Origin of the sequence: Vibrio sp. 10N.239.312.D08, assembly GCF_041466145.1 — a bacterium.
Classification (GTDB): domain Bacteria; phylum Pseudomonadota; class Gammaproteobacteria; order Enterobacterales; family Vibrionaceae; genus Vibrio; species Vibrio crassostreae_C.
In genome coordinates this window covers 1-20280 of sequence record NZ_JBFSSD010000017.1, presented here as the reverse complement: position 1 = coordinate 20280, position 20280 = coordinate 1, and the positions used below count along the sequence as shown (strand labels likewise).

Genomic DNA, 20280 nt, shown 5'->3' with positions numbered 1-20280 from the left:
GAGCTTGTATTAAAGCAAGAACAAATCGCTAATATTCATCGCACAAAATAACGTTAGATGGTATTTCAATGTCACAACCATCTTTATCTTCAATACTTATGCCGCCGAGGTGGAAATTGATTCCGAGGTAAAACCGCTCTAAACATGCTCGACCTCCTGCGTTAGTTCCTTGACCAGCAACTTCGACGTCCACATATCGATATTCGTTGTTAAATTCATCAAACACTTTTTGCCTAGATATCAAGCGACCCGTTTCATAGGCCATTATCTGACCTCGAATGCCATTTCTATACTTGGGCTTAACGTAGACCATTTCCAAAACGACTCTAATCGAATAGTACCCATCATCGTTATGTTCAAACTTACTTAAGCTGCAAAACCCGATCAATTCTTTTGGGTTTCTAGGGTCGACAAAGAAAATGAGCTCATAGAGATTCGGGTCAAGAAAACAACGTACATTAATCCCTTTCTCGCTTTCCGGTATCGACTCTCTTACACTATCAAGAGTGAATAGTTGGTTTTGAATTGGTATTGAAACCATCCAGTTATGTTCTACAATCTCAGTTTGATTAATTTGTGTATTGAAAATATCCCCGAAACTGTAAGTAGATCCGCACATTGTTTCAAATTGAATTTTCAATTGATGGAATAAATCAGAGTACTTCAATTTATCCATATGCTCTAAAGTAGAATCATCCAGATCAGAATAATTTTTGTATTTAATTAGCATAATGGTGCTCTCCGTAAATTGCTCATGCCTGACTGTCATTTATTGAGCGTGATGTCAGTTTCAGAAATTAATTCGTTTAGGTTTCTGATCCCTTTCCTGTCAGTCTTTCTAAGGTATCGGTTAGCAGACCAAGCGATAATTGTTGGTCGACCAAGATGCATTTCGACGTTCCTGACTGATTGTTGCCATTCTTTAAGTCCCCCATACCCCGTAATTGCAAGTCAGCCTCTGCCAAACTGAACCCATCAGAGTGATTGACCAACAAATCCAGTCGGTCTATGGATGGCGTTTTGAGTTGGGTAGTAGGCAGTAGGTCACAATGCCCGATACCTCCTTCCCGCGCTACGCGACCTCGGATCTGGTGCAGCGTAACCACACCAAGATTTTCAGGGTTCAGCACAACGACATAGTTCAGTTTTGGTATTGTGATCCCAACCTCAATCAATGTGGTCGCAATCAATATTTTCCCCTCACCCGACTTCATTGCATTTATGGCAGTCTCATTGTCTTGTTTAGACAACCCACCATGGGACAATTTAACGATGTCACCATACATCGCTTTCCAGTCATCAAAGAGTTGTTCAGCACTGGCTCTGTGTGAAACAGCTTGAGCTTTGGATTCACCTTTCATGGTGCTAATGATTAACACCTTGTCACCACGATTGATGCGTTCTTCAACTCGACAGATAACCTCATCGATTTGGGTATGCTCGTAACGGGTAGTGATCACTTCTCTAGGTGTGTGGTACTTGGTTAATTTGAAGTACGGCAGCATGCCAAAACTCATCATCGCTTGCGTTCTAGGAATGCACGTCGCACTCGACAACAACAGATGTGTCCGGCCATGAGTTATTAATGTGGATTCTTTTTGTTCAAGCCCCATTTTTTGCTCTTCGTCGATCCACAGTAGGTCGATAGGCATATTGTTGTGATGATGGAGCAAAGCCGTCGTACCAATCACGACACGGGTGTCTTCTGTCATCTCGTTGATGCATCGATAGCCTTTACCTACGAAGTTGTCATGCTCACTCTCAGACAATAAAAACTCGATGCCAATATCTGGCCAGCAGTTGTCGATCTCTTTATAGATTTGGGCTCCTAATATTAGGTTGGGAACCATAATGACGACACAACCACCAGCATCAACAACATGACGTGTCAGTATCGCGCCAATGACGGTTTTCCCCGTCCCCACATCCCCGAATAAGACACTTCGTGGGGCTCTGTTGTTAATCGCGGCTTTGATACCGCTCACGGCATCCAATTGTTCATCCGTCAGTTGAAACGGGACGACATCATTGAAATAGGTATCGTCTTTGTCGAGCTGAAATGGGTGAGTTAAATTTGGTTCGCCTTCCACTTCTGAGAACAACAAAGTAGCTGCTATTCTTTGTAGTATAGCGTTGCATTGTTCACTTTCTTCCAATGAATTTGGGAAATGCACAAATCTCAAAACCTCTTCTAAACACAGCGAGTGCGCTTCTAACAACCGTCTAATTTTCCCGTTGCTTAGATTTAATTTCGCTAATTCTTCTCGTATCTTTCTTGCCGTCAATGGGATCAGTTCATCAATATGCTGCTCCAAAAACTCAGCATACTTCAACCCTTTGAGTTGCTTACTTTTGACTTTATAGACCGGAGTGATTTTACCAATGAATTTTTCATTCAATGGCTGCGGGTGGTTGATAAACAGCGCGGTTCCGACTTGTTTCACTTTGCACAAGTAATAACCTCGATCATTAAGTCGACTTGCCAATTGTTGGCCGTATTCACTGTCTAATTTGGCAAAATGAGAAAAACGTTGAGCGACGTTTCGGGAGTCAACAATGCTGCCATTAATGACAGTCGTTCGATTGTATGATTCAGAAATAGAAGTCACTGTCCCTTGAATAACCACACAGTCACTGTCCGTAAGATAGGAAAAGTCAGACACCACTTGTCTCGTGTCCACAAACGATTCAGGTAACCGCAACAACACTTGCCAAACAGGAACTTTAAATGTGTCTTTGATGTACTTTATATCCAGCATTCTCGCGTTTCATTCTGATTCAATAATGCAGTAGTTATACACGTCTGAGCACTATCATTTAGTTACGATGGCTCTCAGTAATATGAAGTTGATTTAGAACGTCTTTACGAACGCTTACTGCTTTAGAGTCAGCTCATAAACCTTCTCGACCGGTTCTTCGATGTACCTACGTGTAACAGTTAACTCAACACCGCTGGTGGTTTTGGTTATTCTAAAGTTTTGGTTTGGAGACTGAGCCAAAACAGAGCCGTCATCATTAACAATCACGTCAACGGGTAATCGTTTCCCAAACGCCTCAATGTAGTCAGCTCCGACGTTGAATTCTGCAGCGCCGTCTGACGATACAGAGCTCCACTGGCCAACATAGGCATGAGAATCATCGAAGAAAACAGAAGAGAACTTTAGAACCAGAACACCAGACAGTACGAGTACGCCACATAGGGTCAGTGTCTTTCGATTTATACGTATCGACATAATGAATTCCTATAAACATGAGAACCCCATATTACTTGTGGTAGAAGTCGATTTTGCTAAATAGCGAGGGGAATTTGAGCTGCTATTTGATATTTGGGGAGTCGAAGTTAGCTCTAATCCTGATACCAATACTCCGAGCAGTTCAATGATGGTCGTTTCAGAATGTAATCCCAAGTTTTCATTGTTCTGATTAGATAATTGGTCTTGATGTTGACTGTCTTTGAGTTATAGCAACCGACGGCTTCCCAAACATGACCCTTAGCGTAGGTAAGGCATCCTTTGAATATATCTGCACTGATACGGATATTGAGAACAGGGTCAGTGGCAACATCTACCCAAGACTTATTAGGGTAGTTTCGTAAGATGTATTTGGAATGGATTGTATTCACCTGAGCGGGACCCAAGTCATAGGAATCGTTAGTATTTTTTACTTTACTGCCGATTTTGCCCCCCTCGCCAACCACAAGTAAGTTAAGAAAGTCTCTCGGGACATACTTCTCTCCTGCGACTTCAGCAACAATGCTGCATCTACTCGCGTTTGATAAAGCAACAGTATCTAATTTGGTGTCATGGATATCTGGCAAGAAAAACATGGTGATTCTCCTTTTCGTGGCCAATGATTGAAAGTCAGTGCAAACACGCTTTTCATAAGTGCTGACTAAGTATGTTCCTGTGGTGATACACCTTTTCTCTTCATCTTTATTCTTCATTCGTTGAGCGGAAATTGTTGATGAGGAAATTACCCGAGAAAGTGCAATCCTACCTTGCTGTTTCGACTAGCGAAGGCGCATTTCTTAGCTTTAAGCATTGAGACTCGACACAAAGCTTTGCCTCTTAAGTGGCTTACATATCTACGGTATCGGTATTTGTGAATTGGCTATGATTATAATCTTCTAAATAGTAACGCTTATTAGCACAGATACTGTTCCATTCAAGGCTTACCGCATCAAGCTTCTCAGCAAGAATTTGGTATTGTTCAATTAGGACGTTGTAAGCTTGAACATCTGAGTTTGTAGGGTGATCTATGCTTTGGATGTAGAGCTTCCTTTCTTCTAACTGAGCGCGTAAATCGAATGCTTGCGACTGATTTTGGTCTTGATAGTGCCTTATAGCCAAGCACTTTTCTATTTGCTCGACAGTTAATGTGTTTTGGTCATAATGCTTAACAATGTCGCGGTGCAAAACACCTGTACCGATATCAGGCTTGTCATTGATACTATCACTCTTCATTATTTTGACACCTACACCTCCTACTATCCCAATAAATAAGAGCGTCACTAATAGACCACGAAAGCCGCCCAATAAAAGCTTATCCGTCTCTATGTGCTGATCTTGCTCCCTATCTAGATGAAGGTTGATTTTTTTGGGGATACACCTTCTACGCAGCCATCGCCTAACGGTTACAAAAATACGAAATATCATTTTAAACAGCCAATTAACGACAAAGAGAGCCACTATAGTTGACATAGCAAAAGCCAAACGCTGATTCAGACTAAGGCCATGCACCCAAGTAACCCATCCATTAAAAAAGCTGACCACAAGATCATCAACCTGTGGCCCGTAGCTTAATCGTTCAAACCAATCCAAGCTTAATCGTTCAAACCAATCCATTTAGCTTCTCCGTTCAATTCTATTACGCTGATTTGGTCACTACTTTTTTTGCTCCAACTTTCTGAATTACTACAGTCTTACGTTTCACAAGTAGTGCGTATGCATCGTTGAGAGACATGCCTTTCTTCGTGTAGTGATGTTCTGGTATGTTGGATAAGTGGATTTCGTTTCTATCCCCTCGATCCCATACGTTTATCTTGCGTATTGTTCGGTACTGGATTCCTTTTGCGTTAAAAGGTGGGTTTGCCAGTAAGTAGTCGGTAACATCACTTTTGTCAGGGTACACATGAACAGCCTGTACAGATGGCCCATTTTTAGCGCCTAGCCAGATATAATTACCACAATCTTCCACTGCTAATTCTCGAAAATAAAAATCAAAGCGAACCAAGCTCTTTCTTGGATCTACAATTTTGACATTTTTTCGAGTTTTTCCATCTCGCTTGAATTTAGATTGCTGTATTACTTGTATAACTCTCACGTACTCAATTTGTGAGTGGTGCTTCTCACATAAAGAGTATCGTTTTGCCTGGTGTCCATTTTCTACCATTGTTAGTGTGGGTTGTTTACAGACTACACACTCGCGCAGGGTGTTATTCTCGATGACTTTCATTAAAAAATCCCCAAGTCAAAAAAGATTTAGACTCTGACGGTCAGTTATACACGTCTAATCACTTGGGTTTACGAATTAGCGAGTCCATTTAAGCCCCTTATTTGACAAAGGAACTCGATTCCATCACATCATTAGGCATCGTCTTAAACGAGAGGAGGTCACTGTTTTCTATTCAAAACGGGGGAAACACTAAAAATCGTTCCACTAATTTCATTTCGGCATGACTGTCTATGCCATATTTCTGATATTGGGTTGTCTAGATGAATGGAACTGGAAAACGTTATGGAAATGAATACTAAGTGTGTCCCTGTCAGAACCGCTGCGTGCTTAATTGTCGCCTTCGCGTGTTTGGCCGTGTATATGCTCACACCCAGCCGCACCGATTACTTAGATGCACGAGTAAACTTGTTATTTTCTCAATGCAGCTCAAGTCTTTTGGAAGATGAGTTCAAAATGGAACCATGTGAAGAGCTCTATCGAACCTACGCCAACATCTCGCGCAGTACCGCTTATCACTACATCTCGGATAACGTGATGTTTAAACTTCATGGCGAGATTTCGAAGCTGGGCTACTCGTTGGACATCAACCAGGTCACCGATGGATTTATGCAAAAACTTCCGTCAGGCAAATACCACACGACACGACGCAATAACATCATCGACGCATGGATTAGCTCTCCCACAGAGTCCGTCGAATTTGATTATGAGGGAGGCATCGACGCCTCGCTTTAGTAATTTGGGAAACCCAAAAATCCAATCGTTTGATTGTTGCGATTGAACCCACTCCGTTGTTAACTTTTTGGGTTTCCCTACCACCTCCCCCACTCAATTCTCTAAATTCACTCTCAAAAGTTGTATCAACTATGTCCTAGTATCCGATGGGCATTACCATGTTAAAGTTTAATTTATACCACCCTGTGATTAACCTCATCCTCTCCCATGATGGCGTTATTGACGAACTCGACCTAGAAACTAACGTTGTCAGTGATACAGCGACACGGGTTCTCATCGATACCTGCTTCAAATTGCATGAAGATAAACAATCAATCGATTTAAACACGATTAAAGCGCGTGTATACGCTGAGTATGGGCAAGAGGGAGTCGACGCGATTACTACAGTTGCCATGGAGTCACTAGCGCAACCAGCAAACATAAATGCTCTTTCTGACTATGTTTCGCAAATCAACGACACTAACAACAAACGAACACTTCAGGTGGAGCTTCAAAAGCTATTAACACAATGTTCGTCAAACAAGACGACCGATGAAATCATAGGTTCGATGCATTCTGTTGTTGAGTCTTATGACGAAGTGGAAAAGGACAATGAGCAAGGCCCAATTTCATTGAAAGATGCCTTTGCTGCAACGCTGGACAACATGGAGCGCAGAAGCAAAGGGGAATTTAATGCATTTAAGTCGGGCTTTGCATGCTTTGAAGCACTTGGTGGATTCCGACCTGCAGATTTCATCATCCTTGCAGGCCGTCCATCTCATGGCAAAACCACCTTACTCCTGAACGTTATCAAAAACTCAAGTTATCAAAACGATGCACCATTCTTATTTTTCTCCCTTGAAATGAGCTCTGAATCGATTGGAGAGAATTTGCTATCTAACTTGGCAAGCGTACCACTGAGTAATATTCGAAACGCCAGCATGAGTGATACTCAATGGGCTGATTGTTCATCTGCGCTAGGTAGATCCGGTGATTACAATATTGAGATGGATGACGGTTCAATGACCGTCGAGGAGTTGTGTCGTCGCGCACGTCGCTTTTATCGGCAGCATAATGGAAAGATTTCTGGTATTGGTGTGGACTACATTCAGTTGCTAACCAGTGAAAAATACAAAACTGATAATAGAAACTTAGAAGTCTCAGAAATATCACGACAGCTCAAAGCGTTGGGGAAAGAGTTACAAGTACCTGTTATAGCACTATCCCAATTGTCTCGCGATATCGAGAAGCGTGCTGATAAACGCCCAGTGAATTCCGACTTACGAGAGTCAGGTTCGCTAGAGCAAGATGCGGATATCATCTGCTTTATTTATCGACCGGAAATGTATGATCCTCAAAATGAACCTGGTGTCGCTCATTTGATTATTAGCAAAGCTCGTAAATCAGCTATAGGCTCTGCAAAAACAACCTTCATTGGAAAATACGCTCAAATTAAAGATTCCTTCAATTACACGCAAAGCGCACCACCAGCTGCGTCACCTATTGCTGATCAATACCAAAGGACCGACAACAAAAAGCAGAATACCGAAACTAACGATACTCTGCCAAACAACAGTCCCAATGGGAGTGGAATTGAGTTCATCAACTAAGCAAGCGCACGTTCCCATGACTTAGAAAGTGACTTATGTGCGCCTAGCTTTTGTAAGGCGCTTGTCTTAACTTGGGTATATCGAGACGAGGAGAAACCGAGAGATTCAACCAAGTCGTTTCGATTCAATGTACCGGCTACTAATCCCATCTCATTCATGATCACAATTTTCTCGTTCGCATTGAGGGTCTTTAACTGGGCAATCAAGTGCTGTCTCAACTTAAGATGCGTCAAATCCGACACCACATTGTCGTTACATCCACTAGTTACCCCATATCGATTGTCGTTCGAACCTTGATCAAAGTCATACAATGGTTTGGGTAAGTACGATGATGCACTGGAACCTGGGGTCAGCTTGTTGTTGGTTTTCTCGGAATTAATTTCAATTGCTTTTGAATAAGCGCCTGAAATGTCCCGGTCTGATACTTTCACCATCAGTGTATGGTGGAGCTCTTTTCTTGATACAACGGTCTTAACGCGAGCGCTCGCGTAAGTATCAAAGCTCGCTATACCCGTATGCTTATAGCAGCGTGCAGCACGAATCGTTTCCAAGGCAGCCTCTTGTACACGATCTGAAAGATAGTCGATATCATAGTTATGGCGGCGTAGTAACTTGCGTAAACTGTTTAATGACTTCAGCGTTACGTTCTGGATAGCAGTATTCAGATCTTTGAGCTGAGTCGGCTCAGGGCAACCTCGTTCCACCATTTCGTAAACCACGAACGCTGTCACTTGTAATTCGTTAAGAACAAAGTCGTCAGTTGCCTGTGACTGAAGTAGCTCTGCTGGAGTGTGTTTGTTAGAGACAACGTGGCCAACATAATTGGCGCAAGTTGCATCATTGGCAATTTCTGAAAGCTTCTGCCTCCAATTCGGTGTTGTTTGAGTAATTTCTTTGAACACCTTCCTTGTTGTAGTGGCCAATGTTTCAAGCACTTCTGATTGCGATTCTTTTACAGAATTAAAGCTTTCTGTGATGAGGGAATTCATTCTACTGATCGGGTCCATAGTAACGCTCCATACATTTTTTCATAACTGGGGTGGGTAAACTCATTATGGTTTTCCCCGATCATCGCGTCAATTTTCTCCCCCCGTTTCAATCTATCTCGAAAAAAAGTTCTCTTAATTGAAAACATAACGTTGTTCATCGAGCACTATGTTACGACCACTCAAATCGAGGAATCTAATGATGGCACCTTTGTTCAAGAAGACAGCGACGACTTTATTTACAATTTTGGCAATTGGTTCTGCAGCTACCGCATCAGCTTCTGAAGTTGAAATGTCACAACAACAATTCAACTCGATGCTTATGAAAGCGTTCCAATCAAACCCTGAACTCTTAATCGCAGGAGTGGAATCCGTGAGGACATACCAAACAATGAAGCATAAACAAATGTTTTCAAAATCTTTGTATTATGATGAAGATACGCCGGTTCTTAATGAAGCTGGAGAGATCACTGTGGTGGAGTTTTTTGACTACGCATGTGGAGTATGTAAAAGGGGTGCAACGGAGTTGGCTCCCCTTTTAGGTAAAGACAAACGCATCCGATTCGTGTATAAAGATGTGTCCATTTTAGGTGCTAATTCCACTGAATTAGCAAAGATAGCCATTGCTGTAAATCAGATCTCTCCCAATGCGTATCCAGCATTCCACAAAGAGCTTCTTTCAATGCAGCAGTCCATCCCACAGAAGGCATACGAGCTTGCTGAACTGATGGGGCTAGACAGTACGCTTATCAAAAAGACTGCGAATTCGTCACAAGTAAGTGCTATTTTAAATAAAAATAATACACTTTTTAGAGATCTGAAACTTACTGGAACTCCAACTTTTTATATTGGTGAAAAAAAGTTTGGGGGCCTAATCAGTCGTCAACAGATGATCGAAGAAGTGAACCTTCAGTATAGCCAACTGGTAAACCAAACTAATAGGCAGGCAGTTAGTAAATAGGAAGCATCGTATATTGGTGTGGAGGTATTTACTCGTATGGCCCTGCAAAGTCACTCCAAGGAGGGAGTGGAGCAGACTAACTATAAGTAGTAAGGCATAACTACGAAATCACCACACATACTCCCCCGTTCTTCGGGGGTTTTTTTTACTTATAGTGCCACAAGCTAGTCACTATATTGCTATAGCCTGTCGTTATTGTGCCACAAGCCAACCACCAGCGGCTCCACCAAGTTCAAAGTTAAGCCAGCCGGTTTGCATATAAACTATACAAAACCACACACCATTATTATAATTACTTCAGTTCTCAAAATCTTCTAAGTTCTCTGCCACTATCCGGTAGTTCCCTTATTAGTCGGGTGATATGTCCCGTTGATCATACCAGTCCTCGACTGAATTTATTGAAAATGTATTTTTCACTGATCCCTCATCGCGTGTAGCAACCGTCACACAGCACACCTAAGCAGATTGCCTCAGTCTTCTTTGGCGTGCTGTGTGGTGACAGTTACGTGTGGTGAAAAGTCGGATAACCTGGGGATAGGCTTCGACTTAACAATAATAAAAGTTGCCCTGCATTGGAGCGGGGCCTTTTTTTTCTAAAAAGACACTTTACCCTTGGCATTTTCAGTTTCCTAACTTGAACAACTCTTTTATTTTCATTTTCCTTCATAGAATTGGTCATTGATGTATACAAAAGAAATCAACATGAGATAAGAAAAAGGTTTTCTACCATGACAAAAGTGTCAGCGAACAATAATTATAAATAGTTTGTTACATGTAACTGTAGCTAACCTTCTGTTTTATATAACCTTCTTTAAGGTTGCACTTTTGGATGCTTTTAACCATCTCAAAAACAACCTTAATTTTAATTTATTGCCTTTAAATTCAGATAATTAGCTATATATTAATTGCGTTACATTGCTATTATCCGCATGAGCATTACTCAGCGCCATGTTTTTTCGTATTAACGTAGCATTTTGTGATTGAACTTTAGCGAGCATAGCTTTTAATTCCGCCACCTCAGACCGCAGCTCTCGATTGCGGTCTTTGTATTCATTAAGTTCAGTTTGTTTTGCATCACGTTGCTGTCGAATGCCCTTATTTACACCGCCTTTAATGCGTTCTAATAGGTCAGGGCAATCACGGTGAATCAATGCTCGACTTACGCCAGCTTCTTCGGCAACAGCAGCGACACTCATTTTGCGTTTATAAGAGACAACATTAGGGCGACCCTTTTCGATACGAATAATGGCAAGTCGAACCGCTTTGTGTGTCGCTTTTTCTTTCTGGTTAGACATTTATCACCTCGATATGCTCTCTTTCGTTAATCTCTTGCTTCATAGCTTCAACATCAATCCCCAATGCCGCCAGAACCTTTTCACAGCGCTTCATGCCTTTTTTGACCGCCGCTCTACCAGCTTCACCAATATCATCTAATTGCATCAGTTTCATTTGCTGCACTAGCATTCCCTCCCAATAAGGCAGGTGTCGCTTATCTACAATGCCACTTTCACAGCTATCAGGCTTACCACACTTACACTCATCATCATTGGTACACCACCCAATACCTGTTGAGCGAATTGGTATGGAGCTAGAGTATGCCTCTGCCATAGCACTAAGAGAGCCAAAAAATTTGATTAACTCTTTATCCTCACGGACTTTCTTGATGTTTTGAGCTATATCACCACCCGTGATAGGCACATCTAGTTCAAACCAATCTTGCTTAATTTCTTCTTCAACCAGATATTTCTCTCGGAGCATTTCTTCAAACAATTCCGCATCAAAATCATCATTAAAGGCATACAAAGCGGTCATGGTAATAGACCAATGTTTAAAGTGGTCTTTCAATGCTCTCAAGTCGCCTAATTCAGAATGAACCGCATAATTAGCAAAGGTACGTCTGAATTGGTGCGCTGATAGGTTCCAATCATTCGCTATCTGTTTACATAAGTTTGGCAACCTAGTGTTAGTTATGGCCACCCCTGACAATAGGTAAATTGCGTTTCCTTTTCCGAGGTTTTTCGATAGACAAATGTGGTCTGAGATTTCCTCAAGTCGATGTACTTCCACATGGTCATTGCTTGCTTTCGCTTTTAGTAAATCACACTCAAGCTGCTCTTGAAGTGAAGCACTAAAACGACCAAGAATATCAATCGCTTCAGTGGCTATCTTTGGCGCAATCCACTCAGCTAACCCAGTATGTGTTTTCTCAGAGACAGTTTCGATGTAGTAGTAAGTGGTGTCATCTTTCGTTTCAGAGCGATACGCATCACGCTTAATGCCTAATATTTCATGGATACGCATACCCGTTGTGAGTAGCAGCCAGAAGATACAGCTATCTCGCAGTAGTAATGTTTCTTTCTTTTTTGATGATGCCAGAATTTCATCAGCTCTATCTAGGCATGATTTAGTAAGCTGACACAGCGGAATTAGCACTTTATCTGGAATAATGGGGGTCTTGCCTTTGATAATGGCTTCCCGATACACTTCACCAACATACCCAGCTTGCTCATTAGCGCTTGATTCAGACCAGGGATGCTCTTTGACAAAATCAAACTCTTTGCAGTGGTAATAAAGGTCTTCTAGAATGCGAAATCTATCCACTTTAGTGATTGCTGTCAGTGGTTTAGTTTCGCCTTTTCGTTTTGAGAGCAGAGTGTTTACGTGCCTAACGTAGGCATTTGAGGTAAAAGCCGTAAGCCCATGTGTCGCTGTAGTATCTGACCTTAAAACCCACTGAAAATAAATTTTCAACTTGGCCAGTATTTTTCCCAAAGAGCCAAGCGCTAAACCCTTTTTCATTTTACTCCAGATTACCCACTTTGCCATGCGTTTCATTTGAGTGTCCGAAATGGTGGAAAAAGTAAGGTTTAATGCACTTGCTATAGTTGCTTTCGTACCTTTACTAGCAGGAAACACCCATACATCTTCCTCAAATCGAGATAGCGTTTGGTATTCACCATTGGCGAGTTTAATGTAGGTCACGATACCCGTTAGAGAGCCACCAATGACTTGCTCAAGCGCACTGGTGCTTGGCTTTGGGCATTGCTGAATCGCAAACTCAGCTTGCGAGAGTATTAACTCAATTGAACTCATTGCGTCACCTTTAACATATCAAGATTTTGCCAGTACGGATGTGGATTGGTTCTTGCTCGCTCTTTTTCAGCCTCTACACGCTGCAACTGATCAAGCTTTGCAAATTCAGGGATAACTTCTTCATCCACGATTCTTAGAACATTCTTTAAATGACGCTTCCAGTCTTTGCGACCAAACTCATCACGGTTGCGAATAATTGCCCAATAAAAACTAAAGAGTTTATACAAATCATCACCTGTAATAACGAAGCTCTTACAACGGAAGCAACCTAAAAAGTCATTACAGAATGTGCCATTTTTCGGTGCTTTATCACCATTTTTAGGGTCTTTACAATGCCCTACAGGGACGCTTGACTCTGTACTCGTTAGCTCTTTAACTCGTATCTCGCCCATCAAGCCTAAATTACGCTTTGATTGCTCAGGGGCTTGTAAATAATGGTCAAGCGTTCCCGTCCCGTTGTGTTTGGCTTGCTGCGCGGCAATCAGCAAACTCTCACCACTTAGCTCGTAGATGTCATTAATAAACGTCTTGCGAAAACGGCTTACATTAAGTTTTATCGTGCGACCATCTTCATCTCTTAGGTCGTACTCTTTGATGAAATTTTTGATGTTATATTGAAGCAGCCTCTCTGATAGAGAGGTGGCCGCACCTCTCTCTGCACCTTTGCGAGCTATTATAGGCTCATAGACAAATACCAAGTCTGTGTCGATAGACTTTCTCTCTTGGGTATTGCGTTCAATGATAGCCTCAATAAGATAAGCCACATCAAGCTTTATCCCTTGCACCACTTCAAGTTCCTCTGATTTTCGCAAATTGTGCAATTGCGTTGAGCTGCCTCTTTTTTTGAATACGGTTAACAGCTTGCGGCAATCTTTAAGTGGGTGGTCACTCAATGAGTCGGTAGTCATATTGAGAAGTGGAGATGTATTGATGCCCGTTTGGATTGCCACAGCTAATAAGCAAACCACTAATTCATAACCTGTCAATGGTTCGGTCTTTTGATAAATCGGCTTAATCGCTTGTTTTAGCGCAACCACCACCTGCCTTTTTTCATGGGGAGTAAGTGGTTTCTCACCCTTCACTCGTTTGCTTGAATTTGGAAATGGGTTCTTAGGAAAGAAATCACTGTTTAGGTTGATATCACCAATGACTGACCAATAGCCCTTGTCTTTCATATGTATCAGCATTGACTTGAGATGAGTGTAGTAACCTTTTTGGGTGTTATACCCTAACTCACAACCTTTAAGGTGCAGCAAATACTGCTCGATCAACTCTGGCGTAATATCTGCTTGTGTTAAGTCCTCACCCGCTGAATGCCTAAATAATTTAAGGTATTCAGCGAAATGGTAAAAACCATTTTTAAAATAACTTTTTTGAGTTTCCTCGCTAAGGGCATCGGTGTTTTTCAGCAGAGCTTTTGCGGTGTAGTACACTCGATTTGTTATGTCGTCATAACCTTTGCCATAGAAACGAGAAAAATTAACGTTAGAACCATTACCACCTTTTGAGCCAATATTGGGATAGTTCACAACAGGGTTGATTGGACGGATAATCTCTTGGCTCTGAGTTGCGTCAATTGTTTGTTCAACTACAGATGTTTTCTTGAGTTTATCTTTGTTAACTGTCAGATTTTTTCGGTGTTTCGCCATGCTTCACCTACACAATCGCATCAATTTGTTGCTGATACTCAATTGACAGGTCATCGACTAAATCATTAACCAAGTGCAAATATTTCATCGTGGTTGTGATACTCGAATGTCCAAGCCGAGCTTGTAGGTACATCAAGGGTTCAAACTTACTGCTTTTATGCTCTAACATTCCTTTCAGCATGTGCGTTGCGTAAGTATGCCTTAGCATGTGACAGTGATACGTGAAAGGGTAAATTAAGCGACTTGAGAGCCTTACCAAAAGCAGAGCCTTGAGAAGTCCACTCTTGACCATCAGACGTTAAAAACAAGCAATCTGATACCACTCCTGACTCTTGCTGCTTCTGAAAACGAGCCTCATTTACATAATGCCACAAGCCCTCCATCAATCGTGTCGGGATGTGTATCTTGCGCTCTTTCTCACCTTTGGTTCGTGAAATGTTGACCTCATAGTAAGCTCTGTTTCCAGTAGGCTTTCTTATTACATGTAAGGGAAACAGCAACAGTTCTTTTCGTCTAATTCCTGTCTGTAGACATAAGCGAACCATCAGCTTTAAGGTTGGATTTTCAATCGCAGATAAAAGCTCTCGCACTTCAATTACCGATAAAAACTGAGCTTTCTTCTCAAAGGTTTTCATCATCAAATCAGAGCTGTATTTCTTACCACCATTTCTTACTGTATGAGCCAAAAACTGCTGGCCTTTATTCACTGAAACGGATTCTAGAGAGTAAGGTAATGACTTAAACCACTTACCGACGCCATAAGAATAGAAACGCACTATCGTTCTTAAATGCTGATTGGTTGAATTTACCGACATGCCAAACTCACCAACACAAAGGTCACGATAAGCACTAACTAACATTTCATCTTCGCTGCTTTCTGAAATGTCTCGCCAATCCAAACTGTTCTGCTCACAGAATGTCAGGAATTGAGCTAGGTGATTGCCATACGTCCACCAAGTGTTCTCACTATTCACTCGGCCTCGTTTTAAGCACTCATATACCAAGAACTGCAACGCCTCTACACAAAGCATTCCTGATTCAATCCCTAGATCTGAATTATCAGTCTCCCAAGTTAGCAAAGGGAAGTTAGGGTATTTGACGCTTTCTATCTCAAAGTCAGATGTGGATTTAATGCAAAGCATAACGGCTCACTTAAACTGTATATACATACAGGCTAAGTGCTAAGGTTATACTTCGCAAGAGATTAGGGTGATTTTTATGCATACGTTGACTTGTAACACGTTATTGGACATAACCTTCTTAGAGTAATCACTTAAATTAGGAAAATACGGATAACTTTAGGTATCTTAAAGTCGCTTACTGGGCGGTCCAGTCCCGCTAGTTCAAATCACATGCCCCGTCGGCACACTTCTAAACAAGAAATCATTTAGGATGGGTTGTGCTCTTAACATTTGACTGATCAGCTTTATTGCAAAGCCTAGATCCATAATTCCCTTAGCTACCACAGTGCCATCAAACTCAATACTATTGAGTAATCCCTATTTGGATACTAATTTTACAGAGGTGTCAAAAGAGAAGCCGTTTGCTTCGCCCTACATTCAACTAAACGGAGAGACGAGATGTTAAAAACATTTTTGGTGATTTATTTCAGCTTATTCGCAGTAATTCAAGCAAGTTACGCAACAGACATGGATAAATCTAAGGCAGAACAATCTGCAAAAACCCTAGAGGTTGCCCAAGCTTTTCTGTGGGCTGCTGGATCTGGGGATATGGAACAGTTAAGTACTCTAATGGCTGACGATTTTGTTTGGCATAATGAAGGAGATGGTTCTATTCCTTGGATTGGTAACTGGGAGTCTAAAGAAACAGTTTTAAATACCTTCTTGCCTCGCTTTGGTGCTGGATTAAAAACAACGAGCTGGACTACAGATTATAGTTTTGCCAACGGTGATCAAGCCGTCTTTATGGGGACCATGAGTGCTATCGCAAACAACACTGGCGCTGACACTGGAAAATTTAGTTGGGCTGTGCGCGTTCAAGTCGTCGATGGGAAAGTAAAGAGTTGGAACTGGTTTGAAGACAGCTTTGCTGTCTCAAAAGCCTATCACACAGAGAAATAACAACTCTGAACATGTTTGATTTTACTGAGAATTGGCTTAACACTGAGAGGCTACCTCTCAGTGTGTAATTTAAGTGATTAGGGTTCAAAATCATCAATCCCATGATATAAACTGGTAAAAAGCCCGATTCTTAAGGCATGAAAAGTCGCTTAACTTGATGCTCAATCTATCTGGAGCCGATCACAAATGCCGTGCTATCAAGACGCGCGGCATTTCTAACTGTAAATGACTGTAAAATCAATTGAATCAAGATGCCAACTTGATAGTTTATAAACATGAATTTTTTATGGCTTAACAACCTATCAGGCAATTGATTATGCAAACCCGTACATGGAAAGACAGTTTGGTAAAGACTCAGTATGTCATGGACATTCTACTGCTGGTCGGCTTTATCTTAGTCTGTATCCCCAAAGCAACAGGTGTAGCGGCTCACGAATGGCTGAGCCTTTTGTTTATTATTCCTTTGATTATCCACTTACTACTGCATTGGGACTGGATGGTATCTCTTCCAAAAAATTTCATCCACAAGCAATCTGCTAAAGATCGATTCAATGCGGTTTGGGATGCTTTGTTCTACTTGGTCATGCTGATGGCAACACTCAGCGGCTTCTTAGTTTCCGAAGCTTTGCTACCTCGGCTCGGTATGCCAGTAGAGATACTGCCTGTTTGGTCCAAGCTACATCATGACCTAGGAAACCTAGTGATGCCAATGCTTGGTATCCATCTCGCTCTGCACTGGCAGTGGATAAAAGGTGTGAGCAGAAAAATGAGACAGAAACACAACACTAAGGCAGGTGTATAATGAAATATCTCGTTTATCGTTGGAAACAGCGCTCTGCTATTGTCTTAATCATCTCGCTTATCATCTGTGCAGTAATGTGGACCCTAGAGCTATCAACTTGGGCAGAAACAATAAATAGTGAAGCAACCGAGCTTGCACTCGAAGAAGGAAAACGAAACCTATCTGGGTTAGCGGTTTTCGGCGTCTCATTTGCTAAGCTTACTGTGCTGACCATGGTGCCCGCCTTTTTGTGTTATGGCGTGTTAAAGCTCTCTGCTTTTATCTTCAAAAACCGTACACACGAAAACCAAAACAAGCCTACTCGGCAAGTCCACTAGTCAAACAATGTCTCAGCCAGTGCGTCAAACATTCGACGCGCCCGCTGTCAGTGAACTAGCTGGGGCAGGTCTGCCTTTTGCCATTCATTACTATTTGTATATCAAAGTTACCAAATCATCGAGACATAAGTTTGGATGCAAAAGTCACAATGGGGCACAAACGTTCTAGCTGTCATGTTCACGTTGATCGTATTGGCACATATCTGGACAGCTTAATAGCGCTTTTCTTACAGTTCAGTATTGATTGTGTAAGTTGCTTTGGAGATTTACCTGTTTCTTATATCAAACCAGTGACATAGTTAACAGATTGATATTGATTAATATACCTAATAAAAACGCGGAGTTATCATTCACCGATTACTTTACGTATTTCAGTAGGACATTCTCATGAAGTTAAATTTGGTTCTTAACCACACAAATCAAGTCGAGCGATCAAAGTTTGTAAATTGCATCGATAAGCTATGCCAAGACAGCAAAGGAGATTCTGATTTAACCAAACAACTCGAGAAAATCGATGGCCAACTTAAAGCAGCATCAGGCAATGAAATCACGCAATTATTTAGTCTAATTCAGACTCTTTTCCAAAAGCACCTAAAAGAACAAATCGCTATCGGCGGACCTCAAGTGTCTTTACTTATCAATATCCTAGTCAGAGATGGGAATTGCATTGCTACCATTCCTTGGATTGAAAATCTTTATGCCAAAGAATATACCGAAATTGATGAGCTAAGCCAAAGCCTCATCAAAGAGATTGAAGAAAATGACTCAAGCGACTTTGAGCGATTGAATCGCCTAGATATATACCGTGAGTGCATGAAAACAGCATTTAACAACGATTTAAGGTCTAATCGCACCGCAAAGATATCTGAAGATGAACGAAGCATCTTAAATGTCTTAGCTGAACGTCTAGCGCTTTCAAGAGAGGAAATTCATGCGATTGAACACTCTGTCGACCCAATTCCAGAACTAGGTATTGAAAGTGCATTAGAGTACCTTCGAGAAAACGGTGTCATCCTTATCAACCGCCGTCGCTCTGAAATTATGATTGCCGATGAAGTTATCGAATCTCTTCATGACGTTCTTGGCAAAGAGCTGCATGATAAATATGTCCTTCGCATTCTAAGGTCACTTTCTGATGCTGATCTTTCCAATATACTCAAAAACCACGGCTACAAAATTCGTGGCATTGAAAGACAAGACAAAATAACCACAATTTCGCACTCTGGCTTATCAATCAGAAGTATTTTAATGACAGATCTTCACGCTGAAGATGCCACTCAAAATCAGAGAAAAGAACGAATCAAGCAACTCATTGAAGATATGGACCTCGATATTTCAAGAATAGGGACAAGGCTACAAGACCGCATTGATGTTTTAATTGAACACCTAAGGTCCTCAGAAGAAGAAGAGTTTAACGTACTTAGTGTAAGTGGCTATAAAGAACTACTCGAAGCACTGTCTCAAAACGAATTAAATGTTGAAGATAGGATTCGAGCAGACTTCGAAATTGAGAACAAAGAGACGCTCGACCCTGAACGCCTCAAAGCACTAAGTATCACACCATTGGATATCCTTTATCTCTATAGTAATGATGAGATTAAGACTATCCGCAATGATATGAATTTGCCTCGACGTGGCAACCCTAGAAGCCAAATTATCGAGAGCTTTGCCAGTGCCAATGATCGACTCATCGAAAACTATCATCTTTTGGCCTGTCGTGACCTTCAAGGACTTCAATCAGCAGGTATTGATATCAAAGAAGCAGATATCGGTGTGAAATTTGAGGAGGCGACTCGTTCGATTCTAGAGCAACTAGGCATGACTGTTGATGAGGATTTGAGAAAAGATATCAACACAGCTAAAGACAAGGCTGACATCATCATTTCGTTAGAAAATGATGATGTTATCGTTGGTGAAGCAAAGTCATTTAAGAATGGACAATTTTCCAAATACTCTTCAACGTCTAGACAAGTTAAAGCATATGTTAAGCGCTGTGAAGCCAACGGGCATCGGGTCGCTCAAGTACTTATTGTTGCACCTGCATTTTCTGATGACTTTGTTGATGCAGCTGATATGGATACAGAGATAAACATTTCTTTACTAGAAGCTGAGGGATTACAGAAAATTCTAGCCGCATTTAAACAGCGTAGAAACCCCAATTTTTCACCTAAATTATTGACTAAAGGTGGGCTACTGAAAGCTGACTTGATCTCCAAATCAATCTAAACACTGTTTATTGTCCGTTGAGACCTAGGGGTTACCGCTAGGTCTTTAATTTCTCTATCATTTTAAATTCTTGATGAACTAGAGCCAGATAGTTCACCTTCGTTAAGTCTAATATTGAGGTATAGGCAAGGCCTGAAAAAGCTAGACATTCTACTGGCATGAGAAAAAGTCAGTCAAATGACGCTAAGCAGAAGTATACGGTCAACCCGTCGTAAGGTTTGGGGCAGATCTGAGCTAGCTGGCACTTTTTAGAAAAGTGCCATGAGTAAAACTTCAGGTCTATCAAGCCTCTGGACAAAAACGCGTTAAACTCAAAACTCTAATTCACTTAACTGATATTAGAAAAAGTATCTTGAAACCTTAAAGCTGAGAGGTTGATACGGCGACGTT

General features: G+C 41.4%; 19 protein-coding genes. 7 read left to right on the top strand and 12 right to left on the bottom strand.

Annotation, left to right across the window (positions count from 1 at the left end):
* Positions 1-28 precede the first annotated feature (28 nt).
* The 6 genes from AB6D58_RS11065 to AB6D58_RS11040 all read right to left on the bottom strand — a co-directional run bounded on the left by AB6D58_RS11065 (position 29) and on the right by AB6D58_RS11040 (position 5454).
* The gene (locus AB6D58_RS11065) at positions 29-730 is read right to left on the bottom strand and encodes a hypothetical protein (protein ID WP_102305741.1); all 702 of its coding nucleotides are present in this window, start codon (positions 728-730) and stop codon (positions 29-31) included.
* 76 nt (positions 731-806) lie between these two features.
* Positions 807-2759, bottom strand: a complete 1953-nt coding sequence (locus AB6D58_RS11060) for a helicase-related protein (protein ID WP_136987035.1) — start codon at positions 2757-2759, stop codon at positions 807-809.
* 114 nt (positions 2760-2873) lie between these two features.
* A complete protein-coding gene (locus tag AB6D58_RS11055; RefSeq protein ID WP_102305739.1) occupies positions 2874-3233 on the bottom strand; it encodes a hypothetical protein in 360 nt (119 codons plus the stop codon).
* Positions 3234-3346: 113 nt separating this feature from the next.
* Positions 3347-3826, bottom strand: coding sequence for a lytic transglycosylase domain-containing protein (locus AB6D58_RS11050; RefSeq protein ID WP_146493234.1), 480 nt, complete (start codon positions 3824-3826; stop codon positions 3347-3349).
* Between the two features lie 250 nt (positions 3827-4076).
* A complete protein-coding gene (locus AB6D58_RS11045) occupies positions 4077-4844 on the bottom strand; it encodes a hypothetical protein (protein ID WP_372157291.1) in 768 nt (255 codons plus the stop codon).
* A gap of 22 nt (positions 4845-4866) precedes the next feature.
* Complete coding sequence (locus tag AB6D58_RS11040) at positions 4867-5454, bottom strand: hypothetical protein (protein WP_086714975.1); 588 nt, start codon at positions 5452-5454, stop codon at positions 4867-4869.
* A gap of 360 nt (positions 5455-5814) precedes the next feature.
* On the opposite strand from AB6D58_RS11040, the gene AB6D58_RS11035 reads away from it, so the two are divergent.
* Positions 5815-6186, top strand: coding sequence for a hypothetical protein (locus AB6D58_RS11035; RefSeq protein ID WP_372157289.1), 372 nt, complete (start codon positions 5815-5817; stop codon positions 6184-6186).
* Positions 6187-6344: 158 nt separating this feature from the next.
* Positions 6345-7775: a replicative DNA helicase gene (locus tag AB6D58_RS11030; protein WP_372050572.1), complete on the top strand. Its 1431-nt coding sequence runs from the start codon at positions 6345-6347 to the stop codon at positions 7773-7775.
* Here AB6D58_RS11030 and AB6D58_RS11025 read toward each other — a convergent pair.
* On the bottom strand, positions 7772-8782 hold the full coding sequence (locus AB6D58_RS11025) for a hypothetical protein (RefSeq protein ID WP_372157287.1): 1011 nt from the start codon (positions 8780-8782) through the stop codon (positions 7772-7774). The two genes, AB6D58_RS11030 and AB6D58_RS11025, sit on opposite strands and share 4 nt — an antisense overlap.
* A 178-nt stretch (positions 8783-8960) precedes the next feature.
* Between AB6D58_RS11025 and AB6D58_RS11020 the strand changes: the two genes are divergently transcribed.
* Positions 8961-9722 (top strand): DsbA family protein, encoded by a 762-nt coding sequence (locus AB6D58_RS11020; protein WP_372157285.1) that lies wholly within the window; start codon positions 8961-8963, stop codon positions 9720-9722.
* Between the two features lie 890 nt (positions 9723-10612).
* Here AB6D58_RS11020 and AB6D58_RS11015 read toward each other — a convergent pair.
* The 5 genes from AB6D58_RS11015 to AB6D58_RS10995 are packed head-to-tail and all read right to left on the bottom strand — an operon-like array spanning position 10613 to position 15606.
* Positions 10613-11017, bottom strand: a complete 405-nt coding sequence (locus AB6D58_RS11015; RefSeq protein WP_372128597.1) for a TetR family transcriptional regulator — start codon at positions 11015-11017, stop codon at positions 10613-10615.
* Complete coding sequence (locus tag AB6D58_RS11010; protein ID WP_372157283.1) at positions 11010-12815, bottom strand: site-specific integrase; 1806 nt, start codon at positions 12813-12815, stop codon at positions 11010-11012. The genes AB6D58_RS11015 and AB6D58_RS11010 overlap by 8 nt, the downstream gene beginning before the upstream one ends.
* Entirely contained in the window at positions 12812-14464 is a 1653-nt protein-coding gene (locus tag AB6D58_RS11005) for a phage integrase SAM-like domain-containing protein (protein ID WP_372128599.1), read from the bottom strand. Before AB6D58_RS11005 ends, AB6D58_RS11010 begins: the two co-directional genes overlap by 4 nt.
* 7 nt (positions 14465-14471) lie before the next feature.
* Entirely contained in the window at positions 14472-14633 is a 162-nt protein-coding gene (locus tag AB6D58_RS11000; protein WP_372157281.1) for a hypothetical protein, read from the bottom strand.
* Positions 14620-15606 carry a tyrosine-type recombinase/integrase gene (locus AB6D58_RS10995; RefSeq protein ID WP_372157279.1) on the bottom strand — a complete coding sequence of 329 codons (987 nt, stop codon included), beginning with the start codon at positions 15604-15606 and terminating at the stop codon, positions 14620-14622. The genes AB6D58_RS11000 and AB6D58_RS10995 overlap by 14 nt, the downstream gene beginning before the upstream one ends.
* 438 nt (positions 15607-16044) lie before the next feature.
* Between AB6D58_RS10995 and AB6D58_RS10990 the strand changes: the two genes are divergently transcribed.
* The 4 genes from AB6D58_RS10990 to AB6D58_RS10975 all read left to right on the top strand — a co-directional run bounded on the left by AB6D58_RS10990 (position 16045) and on the right by AB6D58_RS10975 (position 19890).
* Positions 16045-16545 (top strand): nuclear transport factor 2 family protein, encoded by a 501-nt coding sequence (locus AB6D58_RS10990; protein ID WP_130241165.1) that lies wholly within the window; start codon positions 16045-16047, stop codon positions 16543-16545.
* A gap of 316 nt (positions 16546-16861) precedes the next feature.
* Entirely contained in the window at positions 16862-17347 is a 486-nt protein-coding gene (locus AB6D58_RS10985; protein ID WP_371969230.1) for a DUF4405 domain-containing protein, read from the top strand.
* Entirely contained in the window at positions 17347-17664 is a 318-nt protein-coding gene (locus AB6D58_RS10980; protein ID WP_372157277.1) for a hypothetical protein, read from the top strand. Before AB6D58_RS10985 ends, AB6D58_RS10980 begins: the two co-directional genes overlap by 1 nt.
* Positions 17665-18051: 387 nt before the next feature.
* A complete protein-coding gene (locus AB6D58_RS10975) occupies positions 18052-19890 on the top strand; it encodes a hypothetical protein (protein ID WP_372070324.1) in 1839 nt (612 codons plus the stop codon).
* Positions 19891-20280: the final 390 nt, after the last annotated feature.

Coding starts and splice junctions, on each gene's coding strand:
- AB6D58_RS11065 (WP_102305741.1), bottom strand. CDS start 730: ATGCTAATTAAATACAAAAATTATTCTGATCTGGATGATTCTACTTTA.
- AB6D58_RS11060 (WP_136987035.1), bottom strand. CDS start 2,759: ATGCTGGATATAAAGTACATCAAAGACACATTTAAAGTTCCTGTTTGG.
- AB6D58_RS11055 (WP_102305739.1), bottom strand. CDS start 3,233: ATGTCGATACGTATAAATCGAAAGACACTGACCCTATGTGGCGTACTC.
- AB6D58_RS11050 (WP_146493234.1), bottom strand. CDS start 3,826: ATGTTTTTCTTGCCAGATATCCATGACACCAAATTAGATACTGTTGCT.
- AB6D58_RS11045 (WP_372157291.1), bottom strand. CDS start 4,844: ATGGATTGGTTTGAACGATTAAGCTTGGATTGGTTTGAACGATTAAGC.
- AB6D58_RS11040 (WP_086714975.1), bottom strand. CDS start 5,454: ATGAAAGTCATCGAGAATAACACCCTGCGCGAGTGTGTAGTCTGTAAA.
- AB6D58_RS11035 (WP_372157289.1), top strand. CDS start 5,815: ATGCTCACACCCAGCCGCACCGATTACTTAGATGCACGAGTAAACTTG.
- AB6D58_RS11030 (WP_372050572.1), top strand. CDS start 6,345: ATGTTAAAGTTTAATTTATACCACCCTGTGATTAACCTCATCCTCTCC.
- AB6D58_RS11025 (WP_372157287.1), bottom strand. CDS start 8,782: ATGGACCCGATCAGTAGAATGAATTCCCTCATCACAGAAAGCTTTAAT.
- AB6D58_RS11020 (WP_372157285.1), top strand. CDS start 8,961: ATGATGGCACCTTTGTTCAAGAAGACAGCGACGACTTTATTTACAATT.
- AB6D58_RS11015 (WP_372128597.1), bottom strand. CDS start 11,017: ATGTCTAACCAGAAAGAAAAAGCGACACACAAAGCGGTTCGACTTGCC.
- AB6D58_RS11010 (WP_372157283.1), bottom strand. CDS start 12,815: ATGAGTTCAATTGAGTTAATACTCTCGCAAGCTGAGTTTGCGATTCAG.
- AB6D58_RS11005 (WP_372128599.1), bottom strand. CDS start 14,464: ATGGCGAAACACCGAAAAAATCTGACAGTTAACAAAGATAAACTCAAG.
- AB6D58_RS11000 (WP_372157281.1), bottom strand. CDS start 14,633: ATGTTAGAGCATAAAAGCAGTAAGTTTGAACCCTTGATGTACCTACAA.
- AB6D58_RS10995 (WP_372157279.1), bottom strand. CDS start 15,606: ATGCTTTGCATTAAATCCACATCTGACTTTGAGATAGAAAGCGTCAAA.
- AB6D58_RS10990 (WP_130241165.1), top strand. CDS start 16,045: ATGTTAAAAACATTTTTGGTGATTTATTTCAGCTTATTCGCAGTAATT.
- AB6D58_RS10985 (WP_371969230.1), top strand. CDS start 16,862: ATGCAAACCCGTACATGGAAAGACAGTTTGGTAAAGACTCAGTATGTC.
- AB6D58_RS10980 (WP_372157277.1), top strand. CDS start 17,347: ATGAAATATCTCGTTTATCGTTGGAAACAGCGCTCTGCTATTGTCTTA.
- AB6D58_RS10975 (WP_372070324.1), top strand. CDS start 18,052: ATGAAGTTAAATTTGGTTCTTAACCACACAAATCAAGTCGAGCGATCA.